General features: G+C 61.7%; 19 protein-coding genes. 9 read left to right on the top strand and 10 right to left on the bottom strand.

Features of this window, described 5'->3' with window-relative positions:
* Positions 1–119 precede the first annotated feature (119 nt).
* Complete coding sequence (locus HX801_RS20705; protein ID WP_003218199.1) at positions 120–398, top strand: hypothetical protein; 279 nt, start codon at positions 120–122, stop codon at positions 396–398.
* The gene (locus HX801_RS20710; RefSeq protein WP_371316576.1) at positions 395–622 is read left to right on the top strand and encodes a type II toxin-antitoxin system RelE/ParE family toxin; all 228 of its coding nucleotides are present in this window, start codon (positions 395–397) and stop codon (positions 620–622) included. The genes HX801_RS20705 and HX801_RS20710 overlap by 4 nt, the downstream gene beginning before the upstream one ends.
* A gap of 69 nt (positions 623–691) precedes the next feature.
* Here HX801_RS20710 and HX801_RS20715 read toward each other — a convergent pair whose 3' ends face one another.
* Complete coding sequence (locus HX801_RS20715) at positions 692–937, bottom strand: DUF2789 domain-containing protein (RefSeq protein WP_003218203.1); 246 nt, start codon at positions 935–937, stop codon at positions 692–694.
* A 75-nt stretch (positions 938–1,012) separates the two neighbouring features.
* Positions 1,013–2,608 (bottom strand): glycosyltransferase family 39 protein, encoded by a 1,596-nt coding sequence (locus tag HX801_RS20720; protein ID WP_177020626.1) that lies wholly within the window; start codon positions 2,606–2,608, stop codon positions 1,013–1,015.
* Positions 2,609–2,830: 222 nt separating this feature from the next.
* On the opposite strand from HX801_RS20720, the gene HX801_RS20725 reads away from it, so the two are divergent.
* Positions 2,831–4,993, top strand: a complete 2,163-nt coding sequence (locus HX801_RS20725) for an outer membrane assembly lipoprotein YfiO (RefSeq protein WP_177022639.1) — start codon at positions 2,831–2,833, stop codon at positions 4,991–4,993.
* Between the two features lie 3 nt (positions 4,994–4,996).
* Positions 4,997–5,701 carry a DUF3142 domain-containing protein gene (locus tag HX801_RS20730; protein WP_003218209.1) on the top strand — a complete coding sequence of 235 codons (705 nt, stop codon included), beginning with the start codon at positions 4,997–4,999 and terminating at the stop codon, positions 5,699–5,701.
* A gap of 33 nt (positions 5,702–5,734) precedes the next feature.
* On the opposite strand, the gene HX801_RS20735 is transcribed toward HX801_RS20730, so the two are convergent.
* The 8 genes from HX801_RS20735 to HX801_RS20770 all read right to left on the bottom strand — a co-directional run bounded on the left by HX801_RS20735 (position 5,735) and on the right by HX801_RS20770 (position 14,706).
* Complete coding sequence (locus tag HX801_RS20735; RefSeq protein WP_177022640.1) at positions 5,735–7,177, bottom strand: efflux transporter outer membrane subunit; 1,443 nt, start codon at positions 7,175–7,177, stop codon at positions 5,735–5,737.
* Positions 7,174–8,232, bottom strand: a complete 1,059-nt coding sequence (locus HX801_RS20740; protein WP_177022641.1) for an HlyD family secretion protein — start codon at positions 8,230–8,232, stop codon at positions 7,174–7,176. Before HX801_RS20740 ends, HX801_RS20735 begins: the two co-directional genes overlap by 4 nt.
* Before the next feature lie 26 nt (positions 8,233–8,258).
* Positions 8,259–9,794 (bottom strand): MFS transporter, encoded by a 1,536-nt coding sequence (locus HX801_RS20745; protein ID WP_177022642.1) that lies wholly within the window; start codon positions 9,792–9,794, stop codon positions 8,259–8,261.
* Positions 9,795–10,023: 229 nt separating this feature from the next.
* Positions 10,024–10,944 (bottom strand): LysR family transcriptional regulator, encoded by a 921-nt coding sequence (locus HX801_RS20750; protein WP_003218223.1) that lies wholly within the window; start codon positions 10,942–10,944, stop codon positions 10,024–10,026.
* Positions 10,945–11,058: 114 nt separating this feature from the next.
* Complete coding sequence (locus HX801_RS20755; RefSeq protein WP_003218225.1) at positions 11,059–11,907, bottom strand: ABC transporter permease; 849 nt, start codon at positions 11,905–11,907, stop codon at positions 11,059–11,061.
* A gap of 12 nt (positions 11,908–11,919) precedes the next feature.
* Entirely contained in the window at positions 11,920–12,771 is an 852-nt protein-coding gene (locus tag HX801_RS20760; RefSeq protein WP_008433632.1) for an ABC transporter ATP-binding protein, read from the bottom strand.
* Between the two features lies 1 nt (position 12,772).
* Positions 12,773–13,798, bottom strand: coding sequence for an ABC transporter substrate-binding protein (locus HX801_RS20765; RefSeq protein WP_003218229.1), 1,026 nt, complete (start codon positions 13,796–13,798; stop codon positions 12,773–12,775).
* Positions 13,799–13,812: 14 nt separating this feature from the next.
* Positions 13,813–14,706: a TauD/TfdA family dioxygenase gene (locus HX801_RS20770; RefSeq protein ID WP_003218232.1), complete on the bottom strand. Its 894-nt coding sequence runs from the start codon at positions 14,704–14,706 to the stop codon at positions 13,813–13,815.
* A 298-nt stretch (positions 14,707–15,004) separates the two neighbouring features.
* On the opposite strand from HX801_RS20770, the gene HX801_RS20775 reads away from it, so the two are divergent.
* The 5 genes from HX801_RS20775 (at position 15,005) to HX801_RS20795 (ending at position 21,730) form a co-directional block, all read left to right on the top strand.
* On the top strand, positions 15,005–15,715 hold the full coding sequence (locus HX801_RS20775) for a GntR family transcriptional regulator (protein WP_134325512.1): 711 nt from the start codon (positions 15,005–15,007) through the stop codon (positions 15,713–15,715).
* A 452-nt stretch (positions 15,716–16,167) separates the two neighbouring features.
* Entirely contained in the window at positions 16,168–16,932 is a 765-nt protein-coding gene (locus HX801_RS20780) for a DUF3050 domain-containing protein (protein WP_177022643.1), read from the top strand.
* The gene (locus HX801_RS20785) at positions 16,929–17,876 is read left to right on the top strand and encodes a diiron oxygenase (RefSeq protein ID WP_003218238.1); all 948 of its coding nucleotides are present in this window, start codon (positions 16,929–16,931) and stop codon (positions 17,874–17,876) included. The genes HX801_RS20780 and HX801_RS20785 overlap by 4 nt, the downstream gene beginning before the upstream one ends.
* Positions 17,873–21,253 carry an amino acid adenylation domain-containing protein gene (locus tag HX801_RS20790; RefSeq protein ID WP_177022644.1) on the top strand — a complete coding sequence of 1,127 codons (3,381 nt, stop codon included), beginning with the start codon at positions 17,873–17,875 and terminating at the stop codon, positions 21,251–21,253. The genes HX801_RS20785 and HX801_RS20790 overlap by 4 nt, the downstream gene beginning before the upstream one ends.
* Positions 21,254–21,280: 27 nt before the next feature.
* A complete protein-coding gene (locus tag HX801_RS20795; RefSeq protein ID WP_008433617.1) occupies positions 21,281–21,730 on the top strand; it encodes an SRPBCC family protein in 450 nt (149 codons plus the stop codon).
* Positions 21,731–21,747 lie beyond the last annotated feature (17 nt).

Here is a 21,747-nt window from a genome sequence, read left to right on the forward strand (position 1 = left end):
CTGGTTTGGGGAAAGGTGGTTTGCTGTCAGCAACCGTCAGTCGCCTCACTCAGCTCACATGCGTCGTCAGGTATGCACGTTGTATATACTTCGTACATACCAATCTAGAGCATTCACTTATGTCAAAACTAGCCGTTTTCACCTTGAAGCTTGAGTCGGAACTACGCGACCAATTCATGGCCGAGTGCGAGGCTACCCACCGTCCTGCATCGCAAATCGTGCGAGATATGATGCGTCAGTTTGTCCAGGCCCAGCAGGAATCACGGGAGTACGACGCGTTCTTGCAGCGTAAAGTAGACGCCTCTCGCGCCTCGATACAGGCAGGCAGAGAGATTTCCAATGAGGATTTGGAAGCTGAGTTTTCTGCGAAACGTGCTCACGTAGATAATCAGGAATGAGGGTTGCCTGGACGCCGGAAGCGGCGCAGGACCGTAGGGATATCTGGGACTTTTTATTTGAGAAAAACCCACAAGCCGCAGCCGATATGGATCGACGCTTCAGCAGTGCAGTGCTGGGGCTGGCAAAACACCCAGAAATCGGCCCACTCGGCAGGATCACAGGCACACGCGAAGTCATTCCTCATCCAAGCTACCGCCTTGCTTACCAACTTGAGCCGACGTAGAAAGGGTCGTGGCGCTTGTGCACACCGCTCGCCAATGGCCACCAGAGAAAGCAACCGCCTCTTGACGGCCTAGACTCCTCGCCCCTCTCTCAACCGCAAATTCAACTCATCCACCACCTCCGCCCAATCCGCGTCCTCCAGAATCTCTTCACGCAAAAACGCCCGCTGGGCCGGCGTCCAGAAAAACGCTTCCGCCAGATGCAATTCGGGCTTGAGTGGGGAGTGGACCGCGATGAACCGCTCGATGCTGACCGGGTCATCGGGCAAACCGAGCTGTTTGAACAACGATGGCAAGTTGTGGACTGGGGATTCCATGAGGCGTTCCTGGAGAGAGGGTTCACCTGAGTCTAGCCCCCCAGGCGAACATAAACCTCTCAGGTGTTGCGCGGATTAATCGCAGCCCTCACGGTGCACGCCCGCTGGCGCGTTACACAGCACGAACAGCCGGGCCCGCGCGCCGCCGCCGTCCTGCTGGCTGAGCTGACGCCATCCGGCCGGCAACGGGGCAAACTCATCCGGCGGCTCCGCGGCGCTGATCAGCCATACACGCTGGATCTCGGCGGGTAACGCCGACAAGCGATCAAGGTAGATGCGCCCGCCATCCTGGTCCACCAGGGTGCCAAAACCATAGGCATTAGGCCGGGTGGACTTGCCGGCGGCGGTCGGCGGTGTGAAAAGCTGCAACTGGGCGTCGGTCTCGTCGTAATAGACGTAGGGCAGGTACCACAGCATGTCGCTGATGACGATGCGGTCATCTTCCTGGTAGTTGCGATTGACGAACTCCACCACCACGTTGAACTGATCATGCTCATCGACGGTGGAGTTGGTCTTCACGCCCACCAGCTCGACCCCGACAAACAACACGAAGACTGCCGCCGCTGCGAGCGGCAAGCGCGGCGACAGACGGTCGACGGCCAACGCCACGATGATCGGCAAACTCATTGCGTAGGCGGTGAGATAACGCTCGATAAACACCGGGGAAATAAACGAAACCCCATAGACCAGCAACACTGGCAGCATGAAAAAAAGCCCCAGCAGCCAGCCAAAGCGAAAGCGGCTTTGATCGCGCCAGGCAGTCACACCGACCAGCGCCATCAGCAATAACGGAAACACCACAAAGAGCGGTCGCCACAAGTGGTCGCCCGGGTCCTGAATGAGGAACTGCCACACCATCGACGGCACGGAATACAGGTTGACCGGGTCTTCCCAGCCAATATCACCGCCCACCTTGAGTTCTTCGGTGTGCTGCACCAGGCCCAGCAGATTCGGGAGCCAGGGCAAGTACAGCAACACAATGGCAACGTTGGCCACCCACCAGCCCGCACGCGTGACCAGGCGCAGGCCGCCGGCCCGTGGCTGGCGCAGCAACAGCAGCCATGACCAATGCACCAGCACGCACAACGCGGTGAAATAGTGGGTGTAGAAGGCTGCCGTCATCAACAGCGCATAGGCCACCAGATAGCGCTTGCGCTCAGGCTGGCGGACCCAATACACCAAGGCCAGGGTGGCGGCCAGCAGCCATACGCCCAGCAGCGAATACATCCGCACTTCCTGGCTGTAGCGCACTGCCGTGGGCAGCAACGCCAACAGAATCCCGGCCAGCACCGCCGCGCGACGGGTCGCGACCAGCCTTGTCAGCCAGATTCCCAGGCCGACTGCGACCACACCGGGGATCGCACTCATGCTGCGCAGGGAGAAAATGCTGTCGCCGAACACCTCGATCCAGCCGCGCAGCATGAAGAAATACAGCGGCGGATGAACGTCATGTGCGGCGTGAAACCACAGGTCTTCCAGGGAATACTCGGCGAGCAGCAGGCTTGAACCTTCATCGCCCCAGATGGCGGAGGCGGTCAGGCCATAGAAACGCACGGCCATGGCCAACGCCACCAGCGGTACCCACCACAACCGAGCCAGCCAGCCGGCATTCTCCCAAAGGCCAGGATTGAGCACGGGCAATGCCCCGGCCTTGTTGTCTTGTTCCGCCACAGAGCGTCGCACCTCTACTTCCTCACCCACTACTGAACCTGCGCTTGCGCGAACACCCGCCACTCTAGGTCAAAAGGCCTTGATTCGCCCGCTGTTTTGCATGGATTTGACCAACCATCCGCCAATCGGACAAATCTGAATTTTGCGCAGGACGTCTCCGACGCTTTCATCGGATCACGCTATGATTGCTGCCTTCCATGGATTCAGGATCAAGGACATTTCATGCGCATCGGTCTTCTGTCACCCCTGGCACTGGCATTGCTCGCCACCCTTCCCCTCCAGGCCCACGCCAGCGGCGATGACTCTTGCTACCCGGATTGGCGGGTGTCGCGCAACAGCCTGGACGTGTGCAGCAACCTGCCCTTCCTGAGCCCCGGCAATGACAGCCGGGTCAACCTGCGGCTGTTGCTGGCGGACAAAAACGTCATGCCGCTGGCGCCGAATGCCTTGGGCGAGCAGGACGTGTCCGAAGGATTTGGCCCGGTGCCCTTTCCGGTGTATCGGCTTATGCCGGCTGCGGATGAGCCCGACAACAAACCCGACGACTCGCGCACCGCCGAACTGGATGCACTGCTCAGCCCGCTGGGCATCAAGCGCGACGACGCCAAGACCGCCGGTGAAGCCTTCCTTTCCGGCGAAGGCAGCCGCTGCCGCAGCAACGCCGATGACAGTGCCGCCGCGTTTATCAGCCAGGTGGTGAAGGCCGATGTACCGCAGGCCGAGCGCCAGTTACTGGCCAAGCTGCGGCTGCAGATGCTCGGCAGTTGTTCCTCGGACGGCGTAGCGGCAGGCGAGGCCGACCAAATCAAATCGGCAGACGGCCAGGCATTGCTCACCTACCTGAAAGCCGCCGGGGACTTTTACAGCGGACGCTTCAGCGATGCGCAAAAAGGTTTTGCCGGGCTGACGAGCAGCTCGCTGCCCTGGCTGAAGGAAACAGCGCTGTACATGACCGCCCGCACCGCGCTGAACGACGCCCAGCAAAATGCCTTCGATGAATACGGCACGCCGTCGCTTGAGCATGTGGATAAGTCTGCCCTGCAACGGGCCGAAAGCGCTTTCGACGACTACCTGAAAACTTATCCACAGGGCGAATACGCCGCCTCCGCCCGTGGCCTGTTGCGCCGGGTGCACTGGCTGGCGCCCAACCCCGACAAACTGGCGGACGACTTTGCCTGGCAACTGACCCAGGCCACCGATGCCCAGCGCAACGTGTCGCTGGATGAACTGGTGCAGGAAGCCGACACCAAGCTGCTGACCAGCACCACGGCACCTGTGGGCAACCCGCTGATCCTGGCCCTCAACGACCTGATGTGGATGCGTGCCGGTGAGCCGCCGAAGCTCACGCGTGAAGCGCTCGATGCACAAAAAGCGGTGTTCGCGCAGGAGCCCGCGCTGTATGCCTACGTGCAGGCGGCGTTTGCCCTGAACGTCGAGCATCAGCCCGACCGTACCTTGAAGCTACTGCCGCAAGACGTGCCGTCGAATCTCGACTACTTCGCTTTCAGCCAACAGACCCTGCGTGGCCTCGCGCTGGAAGCCAAGGAAGACTGGAAAGCCGCCGAAGCGCTGTGGCTGCAACTGCTGCCGCTGACCAAGCAACCGTTGCAACGTGACCAGCTGGAGCTGGCATTGGCGATGAACTACGAACGCAGCGGCCAGCTGGCCAAGGTATTCGCCGCCGATTCGCCGATCAGTGCCAAGCAGGTGCGCTATATCCTGCTGCGCAACGTCGCCGGTCCCGACCTGCTGCGCCAACAGCTTGCCCATGCCGAAGACCCGGTAGAGCGCCAGACTGCGCAATTCACGCTGCTCTATAAAGACCTGCTGCGCGGCCAGTTCGAGACCTTTGCCGAGGACCTCAAGCAACTGCCCGCCTCGGTTCCCGATGACAAGCTCGGCACCAGCCTGGGCTACGTCTACAGCGGCGGCCAGTCGTTGAGACTGTTCCAGTGGAACGGTGACAAGGCCGAGTCCGGCTACACCTGCCCGAGCATCGCGCAAATCGCCAGTACCTTGCAGGCCGATCCGAAAAACCCGCAGGGCCTGAACTGCCTCGGTGAATTCGTCCTGCGTAACGGTCTTGACGGCATGCCCCTGGAACAAGCGCGCTCCGCCGGCAGCCTGGGCAGTACCGCCTCGCCCTTCAAGGGCGAAACCTTCTCGCGGCTCGAAGGCTACAAGCGGGTGATCGGCAATCCCAAGGCACCGCGAAACGACAAGGCCTACGCGCTGTTTCGTGCCATCAACTGCTACGGACCTTCGGGCTACAACAGTTGCGGTGGCGAGGACGTCGACAAGAACGTGCGCAAAGGCTGGTTCCGCCAGTTGAAAACCGGGTTCGCCGACACCCAGTGGGGCAAGTCGCTGCAGTACTACTGGTAAGCCGTGAAGCGTTTCTGGCTGGCCCTGCTCCTGCTGGCAAGCCCGGCCTTCGGCGCGGTGGACGCCCGCGACCATGACGCGTTCTGGCTGTGGAGCGGCGTCGCGCCGCAGCCGGTGCTCAAGCAGGCGAAAACCCTGTACATCCTCCAGGGCCAGATCAACTCGACCCGCCGCGCGCCCCGGCGTGGCGTGCAATTCATCGCCCAGGGCATGAGTGTGCCGCGCATCACCCAGGGTGAAATCTGGGTGGTGTACCGCGCCCACACCCTGCACTGGCCCGAGTCGGTGTACAGCCAGATGCTCGGCCAGGTGCAACGCTGGCGGGATGCGGGCAACCCGGTGATGGGCATCCAGATCGACTTCGATGCGCGCACGCAATACCTCGACGAATACGCGGATTTCCTGCGCGACCTGCGCCAACGCTTGCCCAAGGATCTACGCCTGAGCATCACCGGGCTGATGGACTGGAGCAGCAACGCCGACCCGGCCGCCATCGCACAACTCAAGGGCGTGATTGATGAAGTGGTGGTGCAGACCTACCAGGGGCGCCACAGCATCCCGGACTACGCGGCGTATCTGCCACGCATGAACCGGTTGGGGGTGCCGTTCAAGATTGGGTTGATTCAGGGTGGAGAGTGGGAGGAGCCGGGGTATTTGAAGGGCAGTGAGTGGTTTCGAGGGTATGTGGTGTTTTTGCAGAATCCTTGAATGCCCACAGTCCCTGGACTGTGGGCACTGGTATTAACGCCCTGCCGTCTGTTCCGGATACACCGACTCCCAGCCCCCACCCAATGCCTTGTACAACCCGACCATGGCGAGGGACACGCCGGTGGAGCTTTCCACCCACTGCTCCTGGGTCGCCAGCAACGCACTTTGCACGGTCAGTACGTTGACGAAATCCACCACGCCTTCGACGTATTGATGCTGCGCGGTGCTGAGGGCGATCTGGTTCTGCCGCACGGCTTCGGCGAGGCTGTCGCGCCGCAGTTGGCTGGCGTTGTAGCGGGTCAGTTGATCGTCGATTTCATGCCAGGCCCGCAGCACGGTCTGCTGGTAGGCCAGGGCCGCCTCCTGTTGCTGGGCTTCGCGCAGATCGAGCATGCCTTGCAACCGGCCACCGTTGAAAATCGGCAAGCTCAGTTGCGGGCCGAAGGCGAATGCACGCGAACTCCACGAGCCGAAATCCGCCAGCTGCAACGCCTGGGAGCCCACGCTGCCAGACAGGGTGATGCGCGGGTAGAAGTCGCCCTTGGCCACACCAATGGAGGCGGTGGCCGCATGCAAGCGAGCTTCGGCCTGGCGGATATCCGGGCGGCGCTCGGCCAGTTGCGACGGCAGGCCGATGGCGACCTGGCGTTGGGTTTGCGGCACCGCAGCGTCCTTGGACAGCTCGGCGTACAAGGCTTGTGGCGGTTCGCCCATCAGCAGGCTCAGGGCGTTGATCAACTGGTCCTGGCGTTGCTGCAAATCCGGCAGGCGCGCCTCGATGGCGGCCACTTGAGCAGCGGCTTCGGCTACGTCCAGGTCAGTGGCGACACCGTCGGCCAGGCGCAGTTGCGAGAGCTTCAGGCTGTGGCGCGCCACCTCGAGGTTTTGCTCGGTGACGGCGCGGGTGTTTTGCACGCCGCGCAGCTGGATGTAGTCCTGGGCGGTTTCCGCCAGCACCGACAACAGCACCGCGCGGCGGTCGTTTTCGGCGACTTGCAGGGTGGCGTCGGCGGCTTCGGTTTCGCGTTTTACCCGGCCCCAGAAGTCCAGTTCCCAGGCGGCGGAGAAACCCATGTCCCACTGGTTGAACGCCGAGCGGCCGTTCTTGCCCGAGGCATCGCTCAAGCCATCGGCGCTGTTGCGCTGACGCAGGTAATCGCCGGTGGCGTTGACGGTCGGGTAGCGCTCGGCGGTGATCACCTGGCGCGCCGCGCGGCTTTGTTGCAGGCGGCTGCTGGCGAGTTTCAGGTCAAGGTTATCGGTCAGCGCGCGATGGGTAAGCGCGGTGAGCTGCGCGTCGTGGAACACTTCCCACCAGCGCTCTTCCAGCGGGTCGTTGACCGCGTGGCTGGCGGCTTGCCGGCCATGGGGCTCGGTCCATTGGCCGACGGGATTCAGCGGGCGCTGGAAGTCCGGGCCGACGGTGCAGGCACTCAGGGTGAGCAGGCTCAAGGTTAACCAGGCAAGGCGTCTCATTGCTGCGCCACCTCACGTTGCTGGGCGGCGGCGTGGGTGTCGACGCTGGCTTCCACCGACATGCCGACCCGCAGGCGCTCGGTCAACGCCTGGCCGGGCTCCAGGATGATTTTTACCGGAACACGCTGCACCACCTTGGTGAAGTTGCCGGTGGCGTTGTCGGGTTTGACCGAGGCAAATGTCACGCCGGTAGCTGGCGCCAGGCTTTCGAGGTGGCCCTTGAGCACTTCGCCGTCGAGGCTGTCGACCTTCACGTCCACCGTTTGGCCAGCGTGCATGTGGGACAACTGGGTCTCCTGGAAGTTGGCCACCACGTAGGCCTCGGCCAGCGGTACCACGGCGAGGATCTTGCTGCCCGGCGTCACATAGGCGCCGACCCGCACCGCGCGCTCGCCGACCATGCCGTCCACCGGCGCGACGATGCGGGTGTACGACAGCTGATAGCTGGCCATTTCCAGTGCGGCCTGGGCACGTTTCAGGCCGCCCTCTGCCGCATCACGCTGGGCGCTGAGGATTTCCACCTGCTTGCGTTCAGCGGCCAGCACCGCCGTGGCATTCGCCAGGCGTGCGGTGGCCTGGTCAATACGCGTCTTGGCTTGCTGGGCGTTCTGTACGGTGCCGGCGCCTACACCCGCGAGGTGGTTGTAGCGGTTCAGTTCGTGTTCGGCAAACGCCACTTCGGCGCGATCCGCCGCCACAGTCGCCTGGGCCTGGGCGATCACCGAGCTTTGGCGCTCCAGGGTTGCCGTGGCATTTTTCAACTGCGCCTGGGCCACGAGTGTATCGGCATCGGCCGCCTGGGCAGCGGCGCGGAAGTCACGGTCATCAATCAGCGCCAGCAACTGCCCGGCCTTGACCCGCTGGTTGTCTTCCACCAGCACTTCCTTGATGAAGCCGGCCACACGCGGCGCCACCAGGGTGTAGTCAGCGGCGACGAAGGCGTCGTTGGTGCTCTGGCGTTTGCTGCCGAACACACCCGGCGCCAGCAGGTAAACCAGCACACCGACGGCAAACACGGTGATGACGGTTACAGCGATTTTGTCTTTGCGTTTCATAACAATCCCTTTGGCTCAGTGAGCAATCAAGTCGGCGCGCGGGGCGGATAAATCCGCGTCGGCATCCAGAAAATCAGCAGGATCAACGCCGCCGCGACACCGGCCATGACGTAGTAGAGATCCGAAGAGGTGAGCACCACGGCCTGCTCGTGCAGCCGATGGGCAAGGCCGGCGGCATCGCTGTCGGCCAGGGGCGAGTTGCCCAGGCTGTCCACCAGCATGGTCGAGTGGAAATGCAGGCGGTGTGTGGTCAGGGCATCGAGCACGCCGGTGGCGACCACGGCGGCCAAGCCTTTGACGGTGTTGAACCACGCCGAGGCGAAAGGCCCGTCCTGGGGCGTGATGCTGCCGGTGGAGAGCATCAGCAGCGGCAACACCGCCATCGGTTGCCCGAAGATTTGCAGCAGTTGCAGCACGTAGAAATCATCGCGAATCCATGCCGACGTGAGTTGCGCCCCGCCCACGCAGGACAGGATCAACATGCTCAAGCCAATGCCCAATACCCAGCGGCAATCGACCCAGCGCAAGTTGCACAACGCCGCCACCAACGGCAGTGCGATCAACTGCGGCAGCGCCATGATCAGCATCACCGGTGCAGTTTGCAGCGGGCGGTAGCCTTGGACCTGGGCCAGGTAGCTGGACGGAATGATCGTCACCGCCAGCAGCACGATCAGCACCCCGGCGAGCACAATCAGCGCGAACGACAGGTTGCGTAGCCCAAGCATCTGCAACTTGAAAAACGGCATCGGGTGCGACCACTCGTTGATCATGAACAGCACCAGCAACACCAGGCCGCCGATCAACAATGAGGTAATCATCGGCGACTCGAACCAGTCCAGCCGATTGCCCTGCAACAGGCCGATCACCAGCATGCAGATCGCCGGGAACCCCAACAGCAAGCCGCGCCAGTTGAACTGCTTGAAGCGCTCCAGGCGCAGCGGGTCCTGGGGCAAGCCGTAGGCCACGGCCGCCATGGCCAGCAGGCACGGCCCGACAATCTGCCAGAACGCCCATTGCCAGCCGACGTATTCGGTCCACATGGCCGCCAGCGGTGTGCCGAGGCTGGGGCCAAAAGTGGCCGTGAGGGCATAGCCGGCGAGGCCGTACAGCTTGACGTTGGCCGGCAGGAACCGCAGGGCCACGGTCATCAGCATCGGCGGCAAGGCGCCACCGGCCAGGCCTTGCACGGTGCGCAGGATCAGCAGGCTTTCGTAGTTCGGTGCGAACGGGCACAGCACGCCAAGTATGGTGAACAGGCCGATGGCGCAGAGGGTGAAACGGCGCAGAGAGAACGTCACCGAACACCAGGGTGCAAAGGCCATCGCCGAGACAGAGGTGGCGGTGTAGGCAGCCACCAGCCAGGTACTTTCGTCGAAGCCGATGTACATCGCACCACGAATATCGGCGAGAGCGACTTTGGTCACCATCTCGTTGAGGCCGGACACCAGTACCGCAAGCAATACGCCCACCAGGCCGATGATGATGCGCGGGCCGAAAACGGGCGGGGTAATGGCGGTCGGTTTGGCTGCGGCCAGGGGTGCGGGAGCAGCGAGGGACGTCATGAACTACAACTCGGAATAGGAAATACCCGAGCAGTTTAATAAGGCTTAGACATGACAAAAAGTGACTTATCGGAAGCTTATAAGTGCACCAGACGCAATGATCAAAATGTAGGCGATCTCTGTGGGAGCCGGGCTTGCCCGCGATGGCATCACCTCGCTATGCCTGAAAAGCCGTGTCGCCCGCATCGCAGGCAAGCCAGCTCCCACATTGACCGGGCTCACTTGCGACTCACGTGGGCTGCGCTTCCTTCCACGTCGCCTCGCAGCATTCACGCATGGTCTCGCGCAGCCATCTATGGGCCGGGTCCTTGTCGAAACGCGGGTGCCAGGCTTGGGTCAGCACCAGGGTCGGCAGGGAAATTGGCAGGGTGAAGGCTCGCAACGGCAGCTTCAGGCGATTGGCGCTGTAGAGCGCTTCCTTGGGCACCGGCAGGATCAGGTCGGAGTCCGGCAGCATGAACATCGCGCCGTGAAACCCCGGGGCGATCATCGCGACTCGGCGTTCCAGGCCCTGGGCGTTCAGGGCGGTGTCGATGGGCCCCCGGGCAATGCCGCGGCGGGAGATGCTGATATGGGAATAGCTGGCAAACCGTTCGGCGGTGATTTCTCCATCGAACAACGGGTGCCCTTCCCGTGCCAGGCCGACGAAGGTGGTGGTGAACAGGTTCTGCACCTTCACTTCCGGAGTGATCGGCATGGTGTTGCCCACCCGCAGGTCGAGACGGCCTTCACGCAGGGCCTCGTCATCGGTGTCGCCTTCCGGCACGAAGCGCAGTTCGCACAGCGGCGCCATGCGTTCCATGGTGTCGAACAGCCGACCGCCATACACACCGACAAAAAAGTCATTGGCCCGCACGCTGAAGCGTCGGCGCAGGGTGCGCAGGTCCACTTCGTCCGCCGAGCGGAACAGCAGCGCCGCCTGCTCCACCACGCTGCGCACCTGGCCTTGTAGCTCCAGGGCCTTGGGCGTCGGTACCAGGCCGCGACCGGCGCGCACCAGGATCGGATCGCCCACTGCCTCGCGGATGCGCGTGAGGGTGCGACTCATGGCGGCCGGGCTCAGGTTCATCCGCCGCGCGGCGCCTACCACACTGCCCTCGTCGAGCAAGGCGTCGAGGGCGACCAGCAGGTTCATGTCCGGTAATTGCATGCCAAGCACTCGTGATCGGTTGGGAGTGAACTTGGCGCAATCGTAGCAGACTGTGGCGAGGGAGCTTGCTCCCTCGCCACAGGGTTGGCGTTTCAGTCCGGGTTGGAGTTTCAGTCAGCGTTGCATGCCCCAGCGCTTCACGGTGACCCGCTCCAGGGTGTCGAACACCAGGTTCTCCACCAGCAGCCCGATCAGGATCACCACCGCCAGGCCGGCAAACACTTTGTCGGTGTACAGCTCGTTGCGGTTCTGGAAGATGTACCAACCCAAACCGCCTTTGCCGCTGGTAGCACCGAACACCAACTCGGCAGCGATCAACGTGCGCCAGGCGAACGCCCAGCCGATTTTCAGCCCGGCGAGAATCGACGGCAGCGCAGCCGGGATCAGGATGAACAACACGAAGCGCATACCCTTGAGGCCATAATTTCGACCGGCCATGCGCAGGGTTTCGGAGACACCGAGGAACCCTGAATAGGTGTTGAGCGCCAGCGCCCACAACACTGAATGCACCAGCACGAAGATCAGGCTGTTCTGCCCCAGGCCAAACCACAACAGCGCCAGCGGCAGCAGGGCAATCGCCGGCAACGGGTTGAACATCGAGGTCAGGGTGCTCAGCAGGTCACGCCCCAGTTGGGTCGACACCGCAAGCGTGGTCAGGGCAAACGCCAGCACAATGCCGATCAGGTAACCCTTGATCAGCACCACCAGCGAGATACTGACCTTGCTCAACAACTCGCCACTGGCCATGCCGTCGTAGAACGCGCTCAGTGTCTGCAGGAAGCTCGGCAGCAGCAGGTCATTGTTCTGATAACGGGCAGCCGCTTCCCAGAGGATCGCAAGCACGATCAGGATCAGGCTTTTACGCAGCCAGCCTTGTTGCCACAGGCGCTGGCGCCACGGCAACTCGCGCTCTACGCGTACACCGGGCAACGGTTCGAGAGTGATTTCATATTCCTGGCGCATGGTGCAAGCCCTTCAATAAGCGATGCGGATATCGGCGAAACCCAGTTCGGTTTCCACCTCGGGCGCTTCATCAAACAACAGCCGATGAATGCGCCGCGCCGAAGCCTGGAACTCCACACCGCCGAGGCTGTGCAGGTCGTATTGATGGCTGTGGATTTCCGCCCGCACTCGCCCCGGGTGCGGCGACAGCAACAGGATGCGGTTGCCCACCACCAGCGCTTCCTCGATGGAGTGGGTGACGAACAGCAGGGTGAAACGCACCTCTTCCCAGAGCAGCAATAGTTCTTCCTGCATCTTGCGCCGGGTCAGGGCGTCGAGGGCGGCGAAGGGTTCATCCATCAGCAGGATTTTCGGCTGCATGGCCAACGCCCGGGCGATTGCCACGCGGGCTTTCATGCCGCCGGACAGGGTGTGCGGGTAGGCGTCGGCAAAGGCCGTAAGGCCGACTTTTTCCAGGTAGTACAGCGCCCGCTCTTCGGCCTCGCGACGCTTGAGGGTTTTGGACGCCAGCAGCGGGAACATGACGTTCTGCTTGACGGTTTTCCACGGCGGCAGTTGGTCGAACTCCTGGAACACCACGATACGGTCCGGCCCTGGCTGCTCGACTTTTTGCCCGAGCAGACGGATCTCGCCCTCACACGGCTTGATAAAGCCGGCGATGGATTTCAACAGTGTGGATTTGCCGCAGCCCGAAGGCCCCAGCAATACAAAGCGGTCTGCCGGATCGATCGCGAAGCTGACTTGGTGAGTGGCGCGCACCACCCGTTCGGGCGTGCGGTATTCAAGGCTGACTTTATCCACCGAAAGCAGTGCTTCGGTGGTGGTCGGGTTGCTGGCCGTGTGGCCTTGCAAGGGCGCGTTCATGTCAGCTCCCTTGCAGCGGCTTGGCGTCCTGGAAGAAGTAATCCTTCCACGATTCGGGTTTGTTTTTGATCGCGCCGACGCGGTAGAGGAATTCCGCCAGCGGGTAGGTATTTTTCGGTGTGACGCTGAATTCGAATTGCGGGTTTTCGATGATTTTCAGCAGCTCGGCGCGGTCGATCTTGGCCTTGGTCACGCGGATGTAGGTATCGGCTGCGGCGCCTTTGTCGTTCTGGGCAAACTGCGCCGCTTCGGTCAGCGCCTCGACGAACGCCTTGTAGGTTTTCGGGTTGTCGTTGCGGAATTTCTCGGTGGCGAACAGCACGGTCGGCGAGTTAGGCCCGAGGATGTCATAGGAGTTGAGCACCACATGCACGTTCGGGTTGGTCAGGGCCTGCTCCTGGAACGGCGGGTTGGAGAAGTGCCCGGTCAGCTCGGTGCCACCGGCAATCAGCGCAGCCGTGGCATCCGGGTGCGGGACGGCGACGGTGTACTTGTCGAGTCGATTGAACTCCTTGTCACCCCACTGCTTGGCAGCGGCGTATTGCAGGAAGCGCGACTGCACGGACACGCCCACTGCCGGTACGGCAATGCGGTCTTTTTCGGTGAAGTCGGCAATGGTCTTGACCTTGGGATTGTTGCTCACCAGGTAGTAGGGGAAGTTGCCCAGGGAGGCGACGGCTTTTACGTTCTGCTTGCCGTGGGTGCGGTCCCAGATAGTCAGCAGCGGGCCAACGCCGGCCCCGGCGATGTCGATGGAACCGGAGAGCAGCGCATCATTGACGGCTGCGCCGCCGGACAGTTGCGTCCAGTCGACCTTGATGTCGATGCCTTCCTGCTTGCCGTATTTTTCGATCAGGTTCTGGTCGCGCACCACGTTGAGCAACAGGTAGACGATGCCAAACTGCTCGGCGATGCGAATCTCGCCTTCGGCCTGGGCGGCGGCAGGCGCCACAAGACTGCCGGCCAGCAGGCTGACGCCCAGGCCGACCGTCGCGGCCAGGCGCGCAAATGGGGTTTTCTTGGACATGGTCATGCTCCGGGTCAGAAAGGCGCGTCGCCCTGGATGGTGGTGCGGTACAGCTTGCGCCGCAGGTGGCTGGGACAGCCGGCCGCCAGGTGGATCAGCGAGCGGTTGTCCCAGAACACCATGTCGTGGGGCTGCCACTGATGGCGGTAGATGTTTTCCGGCAGCACGCTGTGGGCGTACAGCTGGGCAAGCAGGTCGCGGCTTTCGTCTTCCGGCAGGCCGACGATACGGGTGGTGAAGCCCTCGCTGACGAACAGCGCCTTGCGGCCGTTTTCCGGGTGGGTGCGCACAATGGGGTGTACCACTTCCGCCACTTGAGCGAGTTGCTCGGGCGTGAGGGTCGGGCGCCAATTGCCTTCGAATTTGGTTTCGCTGTAGCGTGCGGTGTAGGAGTGCGCGGCGCTGCGGCCTTCAACGGCCTTGCGCAGGGACTCGGGCAGGTTGTCCCAGGCTTTATGCATGTCGGCGAACAACGTGTCGCCACCCTCGGACGGCAGCTCCTGGGCATGGAGCATCGAGCCCAGGCTCGGCAGCTCCTTATAGGAGAGGTCCGAGTGCCAGAACTTGCCAGCATCTCCCAGGCCGATGGATTGGCCATTTTCGATGATGTTGGAGACGATCAGGATTTCCGGGTGGTTGGCCAGCAGGAATTGTTTGAGCACATGGATTTGCAGCACGCCGAAACGGCGGCTGAAGGCGATCTGTTGCTCGGGGGTGATACGTTGGTCGCGGAAGACCACGACGTGATGGTCCAGATGCGCGCGGTGAATGCGTGCGAAGTCCTGATCGCTGACCGGGCGGGCCAGGTCCAGGCCTATGATTTCGGCGCCGACGCTGCCGGGAAATGGACGGATCTCGAAGGTTTGTGTGGTGTCGGTCGCTGTTGGAACAGTAGAGGTGGCAGACATGAGTTCACTCCCGTGCAGTCAGGAGAGTGACTTTATAGTCATAAGAACCGCATTTTAAATACCGTTAGTGAATATCGATATGCAGCAATACCGCTATTGGCCCGACTCCCGGGAATAAAATGTGCACGACGGACCTTTAGCCTGTAAGACCTGACAAATGGGAGCTGTGGGCCCGAAGAACACGCTGTTGAGTCGCTTACAAGCCGAAACCTTGCCCGTTTGACAAGCTTGTGGACAATCTCTAGTGTGCATTGGATCCAATTAGCCACCTCACCTTGAAAAGGAGGATAGCGTAGTCGTGACGCAGAAGCCGAACCCTTTGAGCAGCATCCAGATCAGCGGGCCTATCCCCGCCCATCTCGCCCGCTCCGTGATTGAAGAAACATTGCGCAACGCCATCCTGGATGGCCGCTTGCCCTGTGGCACCGCCATGCGTCAACAGGAGCTGGCCAGCTTGTTCGGGGTCAGCCGGATGCCGGTGCGCGAGGCATTGCGTCAACTGGAAGCCCAATCGCTGCTGCATGTGGTCACCCACAAAGGCGCGGTGGTAGCGCCACTGATCGAGGACCACTCGGCGGAAACCTACGCCCTGCGCATACTCCTCGAATCCGAAGCGCTGCGCTTGTCGATTCCCCTGCTCACGCCCGATGACATCGCCCAGGCCGGCGCCTTTATCGACGCGCTGGAACGGGAAAGCGACTACACCGAAATCGGCCGCCTCAACCGCCTGTTCCACATGGCGCTGTATGGCAAGGCGGGCAATCAGCGGTTGCTCAAGCTGGTTGAACACGGCTTGAACGAAGAGGAACGTTTCCTGCGCTTCAATCTCGAGGCCATGGGCCTGGGCAAGACGTCCCAGGAAGATCACCGCGAACTGCTCGACCTCGTGGCGCAAAAGAAGGTCGACGAAAGCATCCTGACCCTGCGTAACCACCTTACCCGCGGCATGGAGGTAATTACGGGTTACCTCAAAAGTCTTGAAGAGACTGAACAGAACGCTGCGCTGTAAATTCCGCGTGGAACTGAAACGCCTCCCTCGACCACAAAGCGCTGCAAAGTGACGCTGGCCGACGGAGGCCAGCGCACCACCATTACTCCCGTTAAACCATTAAGCCCAAAGAAAACTTCACACACTCCGCAGAGCGATCCAACTACCGCAATATTCCAACTCGAAAAACTTATAAAACTAAAAACACCTGAATACTTAATCAGATTATTACCAACACTCCAATTCTCCCAATCGACAGCGTGAATCCATGCTCGGTGCGTCACTGCGCGTGGCGTTCCTTTAAATAAAGCCTTGGTATTTTGTCACAGCATGCTGCTTGCCAGTAACAGTGTCAGCCTCGTACAGGGCTGCCTGTTATCAAGGCACCCGCGCATCCGTGAAAACCAATGTTTATTTGTCGCTAAAGCACAACGCTTTTATCAGGGAAGAGACAACGACTTATAGGCATCAACATGTTCCAGCACTCACACCTGCTTAAACAAAAAAAGCAGAAGTTACATATCCATCCAATATTCAAACATATAAATACCCTTCCAAAGTTGCAGTACTTTATGGAAAACCACGTATTCGCCGTGTGGGACTTCATGACACTCACCAAACGCCTGCAACATGACCTCACCGGTATGCGCCTGCCCTGGTTACCGCCAACGGACCCGCAAGCGGCTCGCCTGATCAATGAGATCGTATTGGGCGAAGAGTCGGACGCGTATCCCGGCCATGGGCACGGCAGCCACTTCGAGTTGTACCTGGAAGCCATGCGTGAAGTCGGCGCGAGCACGGCGAACATCGAGCGGTTCGTCAGCCTGCAGCGTGACGGCAACGATGCAGAAACGGCCCTGCAAAAAATCGATATCCACCCGTCCGTGGCCCGGTTCGTCAGAAGTACCCTGCAGGTTGCCCTGGACGCCCCGACGCACTGCGTGGCGGCTGCCTTTCTCCACGGGCGCGAGAGCGTCATCCCGGCGATGTTCAAGCGCATCCTGGAGGAGTGCGAGGCGCTCCATCGCCAGGCGCCCACCTTCTGCTACTACCTCAAGCGCCACATGGAGATCGACGCCCAGGAGCATGGCCCGGCGGCAACGCAATTGCTGCAACGCCTTACCCTCGGCGACCCAAGCCGCGAGCAGCAAGCCGACAGTTGCGCCCTCGGCGCCGTGGAAAGCCGCCTGGCCTTATGGGATGGGTTGCATAGGTGCCTGCCGGAGATGAGCGCATGAACCCTGCAGACTACCGCTCATTTGCCGACGACTGGGAGCGCCGCGCGACCATCCGCACACGCCCGCGGCGGCGGCTGGAAAACGATCAGAAACTGATCTACCCCCTGAGCCGACAGCCCCTGGTGCTGAGCGCAACCTTTATCGACCGATGCCCGCAGTGCCGTGATTTTGTCTTGCTGCAGACGTTCTACAAGTTCATCAACGACGTGGTGATCTTTGAAACCGAGATCGTCGACAAGACCGCACGCAGTATCGCCAAGAATCGCTTTTCGGTGCCCTTCCCGCTTGCCTGTCGCTACGACGCCATGACCGTGGTGGTGGACGAGGATTACCACGCCCTCGTCGCCCTCGATTTCATGCAACAGACCATCGAGATGACCGGGATCCCACCCCTTGAACTACCCGCGCAAATCGAGCTGAGCCGCGCCTTGCCTGCCGCACTGGCGCTGGCGCCCGAACACCTGCGCGATGCCGTGGAACTGATTGCCGTGGCCATCGCCGAGAACACCGTGACCCATGACGTGGCAGCGTTTTCCAAGGACGACAGTGTCAAGCAGTCCATCCGTGGGTTGATGGCCGACCACTTGTTTGACGAGGGCCGCCACGCGCTTTTCTGGACGCGCCTGGTGCGTATTTATTGGCAGTCTGCAGACGCCGCGGACCGCGACTGTATCGCCCGGATCCTGCCGGTTTTTCTCCAGCATTACCTGACCCACGACCTGCAGAAAAACTTCGACCTGCACTTGATCGAGCACCTGGATGTCAGTGACGGCACGCGCTCTGCGCTGCGCACTGAAGTGCAGGCGATGGGCTTTCCCATTACCCGCCAGCACCCGTTGATCGGCAATATCATGGGCTTCCTGAACCACAGCGGCCTGCTGCAAACGCCGAGTGTGGTTCTGGCGCTGGATGCCTTTCTTGCGGCGCCAGGAGGGCACCCATGAGGCACCTGAAGATTGGGCTGGCGGGCTTCAGCGCGGCGCTGAATGAACTGGGTGAGACATTGGCGCAATACGGTCATGGGGTGCTGCGAGCACAGGATGTCACCCACCTAGACCTGCTGATTGATGACGGTAGCGAGGAGGTTCCGCCCGGCGTGACGTGCACAGCCTTGATGAGCCTGCGCGTGGGTATGGGAGCGTTGACCGACTGTGGATTGCCGGCCCTGCAGCTCAGGTGTTACGCCCACTCACGGCGACTCCTGACAACCCTGGAGGTTGCCGGAGAAGCCTGTGGCAATGGTCAACGGCTGCGTCAACACGCAGTAAGCAGCCTGGTGGAGTGGGTAGCCCAACAGGTGAGTGGGTTCTCCCGGGACCCGGGCTATTTCTCGCAGGCGGCCGTCGCCTCTGATGATCCGGAACACGGCCTGCAAGCGCTTGCATCCCTGGCGTACCTGCATCGTTTTAACCTGACGGCCGATTTGGTTCTGCAGCAGCAAGCCCTGGTACCCCTGATCGAACGATTGGAAAACAGTCTGCAAACCTTCGCCGACCGGCCAGCGTTGAACATTGCCGGCAGCGGGCTGACTTACCGACAGTTGCATCGCCAGAGCCTGGCTATCCAGCACCGTCTGCGACCTCTGCTTGGGCCCCACGATACGCCGCCGGTAATCGGCGTCTGCCTGGACAAATCCCTGGAGCTGTACGCCAGCATTCTCGCGGTACTCGCCTGCGGTGCGGTGTACCTGCCCCTGGAGCCGGGCCACCCGCTGCAACGCCAGCAAGCGATGCTGGAAAACGCCGGCGTCTCGGTGCTGCTGGATGATGGCAAGCATCCACTGCGGGACGGGTTTTGTGCATTGGATGTAAGTGCCGTCGACACTCCCGACACCTCGCTGCCAATGCCCCAGCGCCCCGCCATGGACGACCCTTGCATGGTGCTCCACACCTCGGGCACTACCGGCCAACCCAAGGGCGTGCTGCTCAGCCAGCACAACCTGGCCCATTTCAGCGCCTGGTTCGGGGGTCATGTGCAGCTGAGCGAACACAGCCGGGTCTTGCAGTTTTCGCCCTTGAGTTTTGACTCGTCCCTGATCGATATCTTCCCGAGTCTGATCGCGGGCGCCGAGCTGATCGTGCCCAGTGAAGACCAGCGACGCGACCCGCAGCAACTGGTGGAGTTGATCCGACAACAGCGCGTCACCCACGCCTTCCTGCCGCCGGCGCTGCTGAGCATCCTGCCGCTGGATCAACCCCTGGGCCTGGCGCACCTGATGACCGGAGGCGACGTGTGCGAGCCCTATGTCATCGAGCAGTTGGCAGGCCAGTGCCGCCTGCACAATTTCTACGGGCCCACCGAAGCCACCGTGCTGGTGACCAGCCACACGTTGCAGCCGGGCGACAGCAATCGCAACCTCGGCACGCCCATCGCCAACAGCCAGGTACTGATCCTCGACGAGCACCTGCAACCGGTGGATGAGCAGGTGTTGGGCGAACTGTACATCGCCGGTCCCGGCGTCAGCCTGGGTTACCTCAACCAGCCGCGTCAGACCGCCGAGCATTTCGTCCCCCTGGAGTTGCCCGACGGCCAGACCTTGCGGGCCTACCGCACAGGCGACCTGGCGAAGTGGACCGCTGCCGGCATCGAGTTGGCCGGGCGCCGGGATCAGCAGGTGAAGATCCGTGGGTTCCGGGTCGAACCGCAAGAGATCGAACATTGCCTGCGCAGCAGTCAGCTGTTTCGCCAAGTGGCGGTGGTGATTGACCGTGAGCGGCGAATCCTGGCTTTTGTTGCTCAGCCCGAAACACAAGACGCCCTGCCTGCACTGACGCAGCATGCTCGGCAAACACTGCCGGACTATTTGCGCCCAACCCTGTGCACGGAACTTGCGAGCATGCCGTGCACCCCCAACGGAAAGGTCGACCGCCAGGCATTGCTGGCGTTACCGACTCCAACGCTGCCGGCCATCATTCACGGCGAACCGCACACGCCCATGCAAGTGCAGTTGCTCAACCTGTGGAGCGAGTTGCTGGGCATGCCGGTCACGCAGCTGTCGGCCGACGAGAGCTTCTTCAATCTTGGCGGCCATTCCATCCTGCTGTCGACGATGCTGCTGCGTATCCGCGAGCAGTTCGGGCGCAGCCTATCCCTAAGTCGGTTTTTTGAAACCCCCACGGTTCGTACCCTCGCTACGCTGATGGGGGACGACGCACCACCCGAAGCACCGACCGGCCAGGCTACCCGGGATGCGCTGCGTGAGCTGCATGTGCAGACACTGCCGGCTGAACAGGCGGGCGAACACCGCCGGGTGATCGTGACCGGGGCCAACAGTTTTCTCGGGGTGCATATCGTCGAGGCACTGTTGGCCGAGGGTGCACTTGAAGTGGCGTGCCTGGTGCGCGAACGGCCCGGACATTCGGCGACCGCGAGGTTTGCCGAGGCCCTGCGAGAGTACCGTCTGGAACACCTGGACCTGAGCCGGGTGCAGGTGTATGCCGCCGACATCAGCCAGCCGCGTCTTGGCTTGTCGAGTGAGGTGTATGACTACCTCGCCGGGGAGTTCGGCGTGTTGGTGCACAACGCCGCCCACGTCAATCATGTGATGGATTACGCCACCCTGGCCAAGGACAACGTCGAACCGGTGCTCGAATGCCTGCGCCTGTGTGAAACCCGATGCAAGAAGGTCTTCAATTTTATCTCGACGCTGTCGGCCGCCAGCACTATCGACGCACATGGCCAGGTACTCGAAAACCCCGCCGCGGCCACCCCGCCGCTCTACATCCAGAATGGCTACAACCTGTCCAAATGGGTTGCCGAACGCTTGCTGGGACGCGCCGCAGCGCAAGGTGCCTGGGTCAATATCCATCGCCCGGGGAACATCAGCTTCAACAGCCGCAGCGGAGTCTGCGAGCCACAGAAGAATCGCCTGATGTTGATGCTCAAAGGTTCACTCCAACTGGGCCTGGTGCCGCACCTTGAGTTGAATTTCGACCTGATGCCGGTGGACTTTCTCGCCCGGTTTATTGCGTTCCACAGCAGCCGCTGCCGTGCTGGAGGGACGGTGTTCAACCTGCATAACCCGCAGCCCCTGAGCTGGGAAACCTACGTCGACGCCTTTCGCCAGGCAGGCCACGCATTCGAGCTGGTGAGCGTGGCTCACTGGCAACGTCACCTGCACACAGTGGACAGCCGCAATGCGCTGTTCGGCGTACTGGGCTTCTACCTCAATGGGGTGGGCGAGGACATCGGCGATACCTCGATGATCCGCCATGACAACGCACGACGCGGCGTCGAGCAGATGGGCGGACGCTACCCCGAAAAAAATCCGGCGCTGTTACGCAAGGGCTGCGAGTACCTGCGCAGCACCGGTTTCCTGTGACCAGGCTCTCAATTGAAGGAAGACCTTATGAAACCCGATACGTTGATTCGCAACCCTTGCGCCAAACCTGTGGTGTCCTCAGTTGTGGTTGCCTGTGATGCCGCCGGTGCGTGGGCGGTGGTCGGTGACTTTGGCGGATTTGATCGATTCATCCCCGCCTTGTCCCACATCGAAATCACTGGTGCGGGCGCGGGATCGCTGCGCAAGAAGTTCTTCCACGATGGACACCTGGTGGTGGAGCAACTCAACAGCCGCGACGAGCAGGCCATGCGCATGACCTGGACCACGATCTACAACACCTTGGGCGTAGCACGGTTGTGGGCCGCCATGGATGTCGAACCGTTGGGAGCAGGATCCTCACGGGTGACCTGGACGATCATCGCCGAGCCGGTTGAACCTGGCGCGGAGGGATTTGAGCCGTTTGTGCAGGCATTCGCCGACGGTGCGCTGGCGAATGTGCGAGCGATGTTTGGCTAAAGGAGACAGGAGCGAGC

The sequence above is a fragment of the Pseudomonas sp. G1002 genome, from assembly GCF_013385455.1.
Classification (GTDB): domain Bacteria; phylum Pseudomonadota; class Gammaproteobacteria; order Pseudomonadales; family Pseudomonadaceae; genus Aquipseudomonas.

Bases quoted from the DNA above. Each gene is read 5' to 3' on its own strand.
- HX801_RS20705 (WP_003218199.1), top strand. From the start codon at position 120: ATGTCAAAACTAGCCGTTTTCACCTTGAAGCTTGAGTCGGAACTACGC.
- HX801_RS20710 (WP_371316576.1), top strand. From the start codon at position 395: ATGAGGGTTGCCTGGACGCCGGAAGCGGCGCAGGACCGTAGGGATATC.
- HX801_RS20715 (WP_003218203.1), bottom strand. From the start codon at position 937: ATGGAATCCCCAGTCCACAACTTGCCATCGTTGTTCAAACAGCTCGGT.
- HX801_RS20725 (WP_177022639.1), top strand. From the start codon at position 2,831: ATGCGCATCGGTCTTCTGTCACCCCTGGCACTGGCATTGCTCGCCACC.
- HX801_RS20735 (WP_177022640.1), bottom strand. From the start codon at position 7,177: ATGAGACGCCTTGCCTGGTTAACCTTGAGCCTGCTCACCCTGAGTGCC.
- HX801_RS20740 (WP_177022641.1), bottom strand. From the start codon at position 8,232: ATGAAACGCAAAGACAAAATCGCTGTAACCGTCATCACCGTGTTTGCC.
- HX801_RS20745 (WP_177022642.1), bottom strand. From the start codon at position 9,794: ATGACGTCCCTCGCTGCTCCCGCACCCCTGGCCGCAGCCAAACCGACC.
- HX801_RS20750 (WP_003218223.1), bottom strand. From the start codon at position 10,944: ATGCAATTACCGGACATGAACCTGCTGGTCGCCCTCGACGCCTTGCTC.
- HX801_RS20755 (WP_003218225.1), bottom strand. From the start codon at position 11,907: ATGCGCCAGGAATATGAAATCACTCTCGAACCGTTGCCCGGTGTACGC.
- HX801_RS20760 (WP_008433632.1), bottom strand. From the start codon at position 12,771: ATGAACGCGCCCTTGCAAGGCCACACGGCCAGCAACCCGACCACCACC.
- HX801_RS20765 (WP_003218229.1), bottom strand. From the start codon at position 13,798: ATGTCCAAGAAAACCCCATTTGCGCGCCTGGCCGCGACGGTCGGCCTG.
- HX801_RS20770 (WP_003218232.1), bottom strand. From the start codon at position 14,706: ATGTCTGCCACCTCTACTGTTCCAACAGCGACCGACACCACACAAACC.
- HX801_RS20780 (WP_177022643.1), top strand. From the start codon at position 16,168: ATGTTCCAGCACTCACACCTGCTTAAACAAAAAAAGCAGAAGTTACAT.
- HX801_RS20785 (WP_003218238.1), top strand. From the start codon at position 16,929: ATGAACCCTGCAGACTACCGCTCATTTGCCGACGACTGGGAGCGCCGC.
- HX801_RS20790 (WP_177022644.1), top strand. From the start codon at position 17,873: ATGAGGCACCTGAAGATTGGGCTGGCGGGCTTCAGCGCGGCGCTGAAT.
- HX801_RS20795 (WP_008433617.1), top strand. From the start codon at position 21,281: ATGAAACCCGATACGTTGATTCGCAACCCTTGCGCCAAACCTGTGGTG.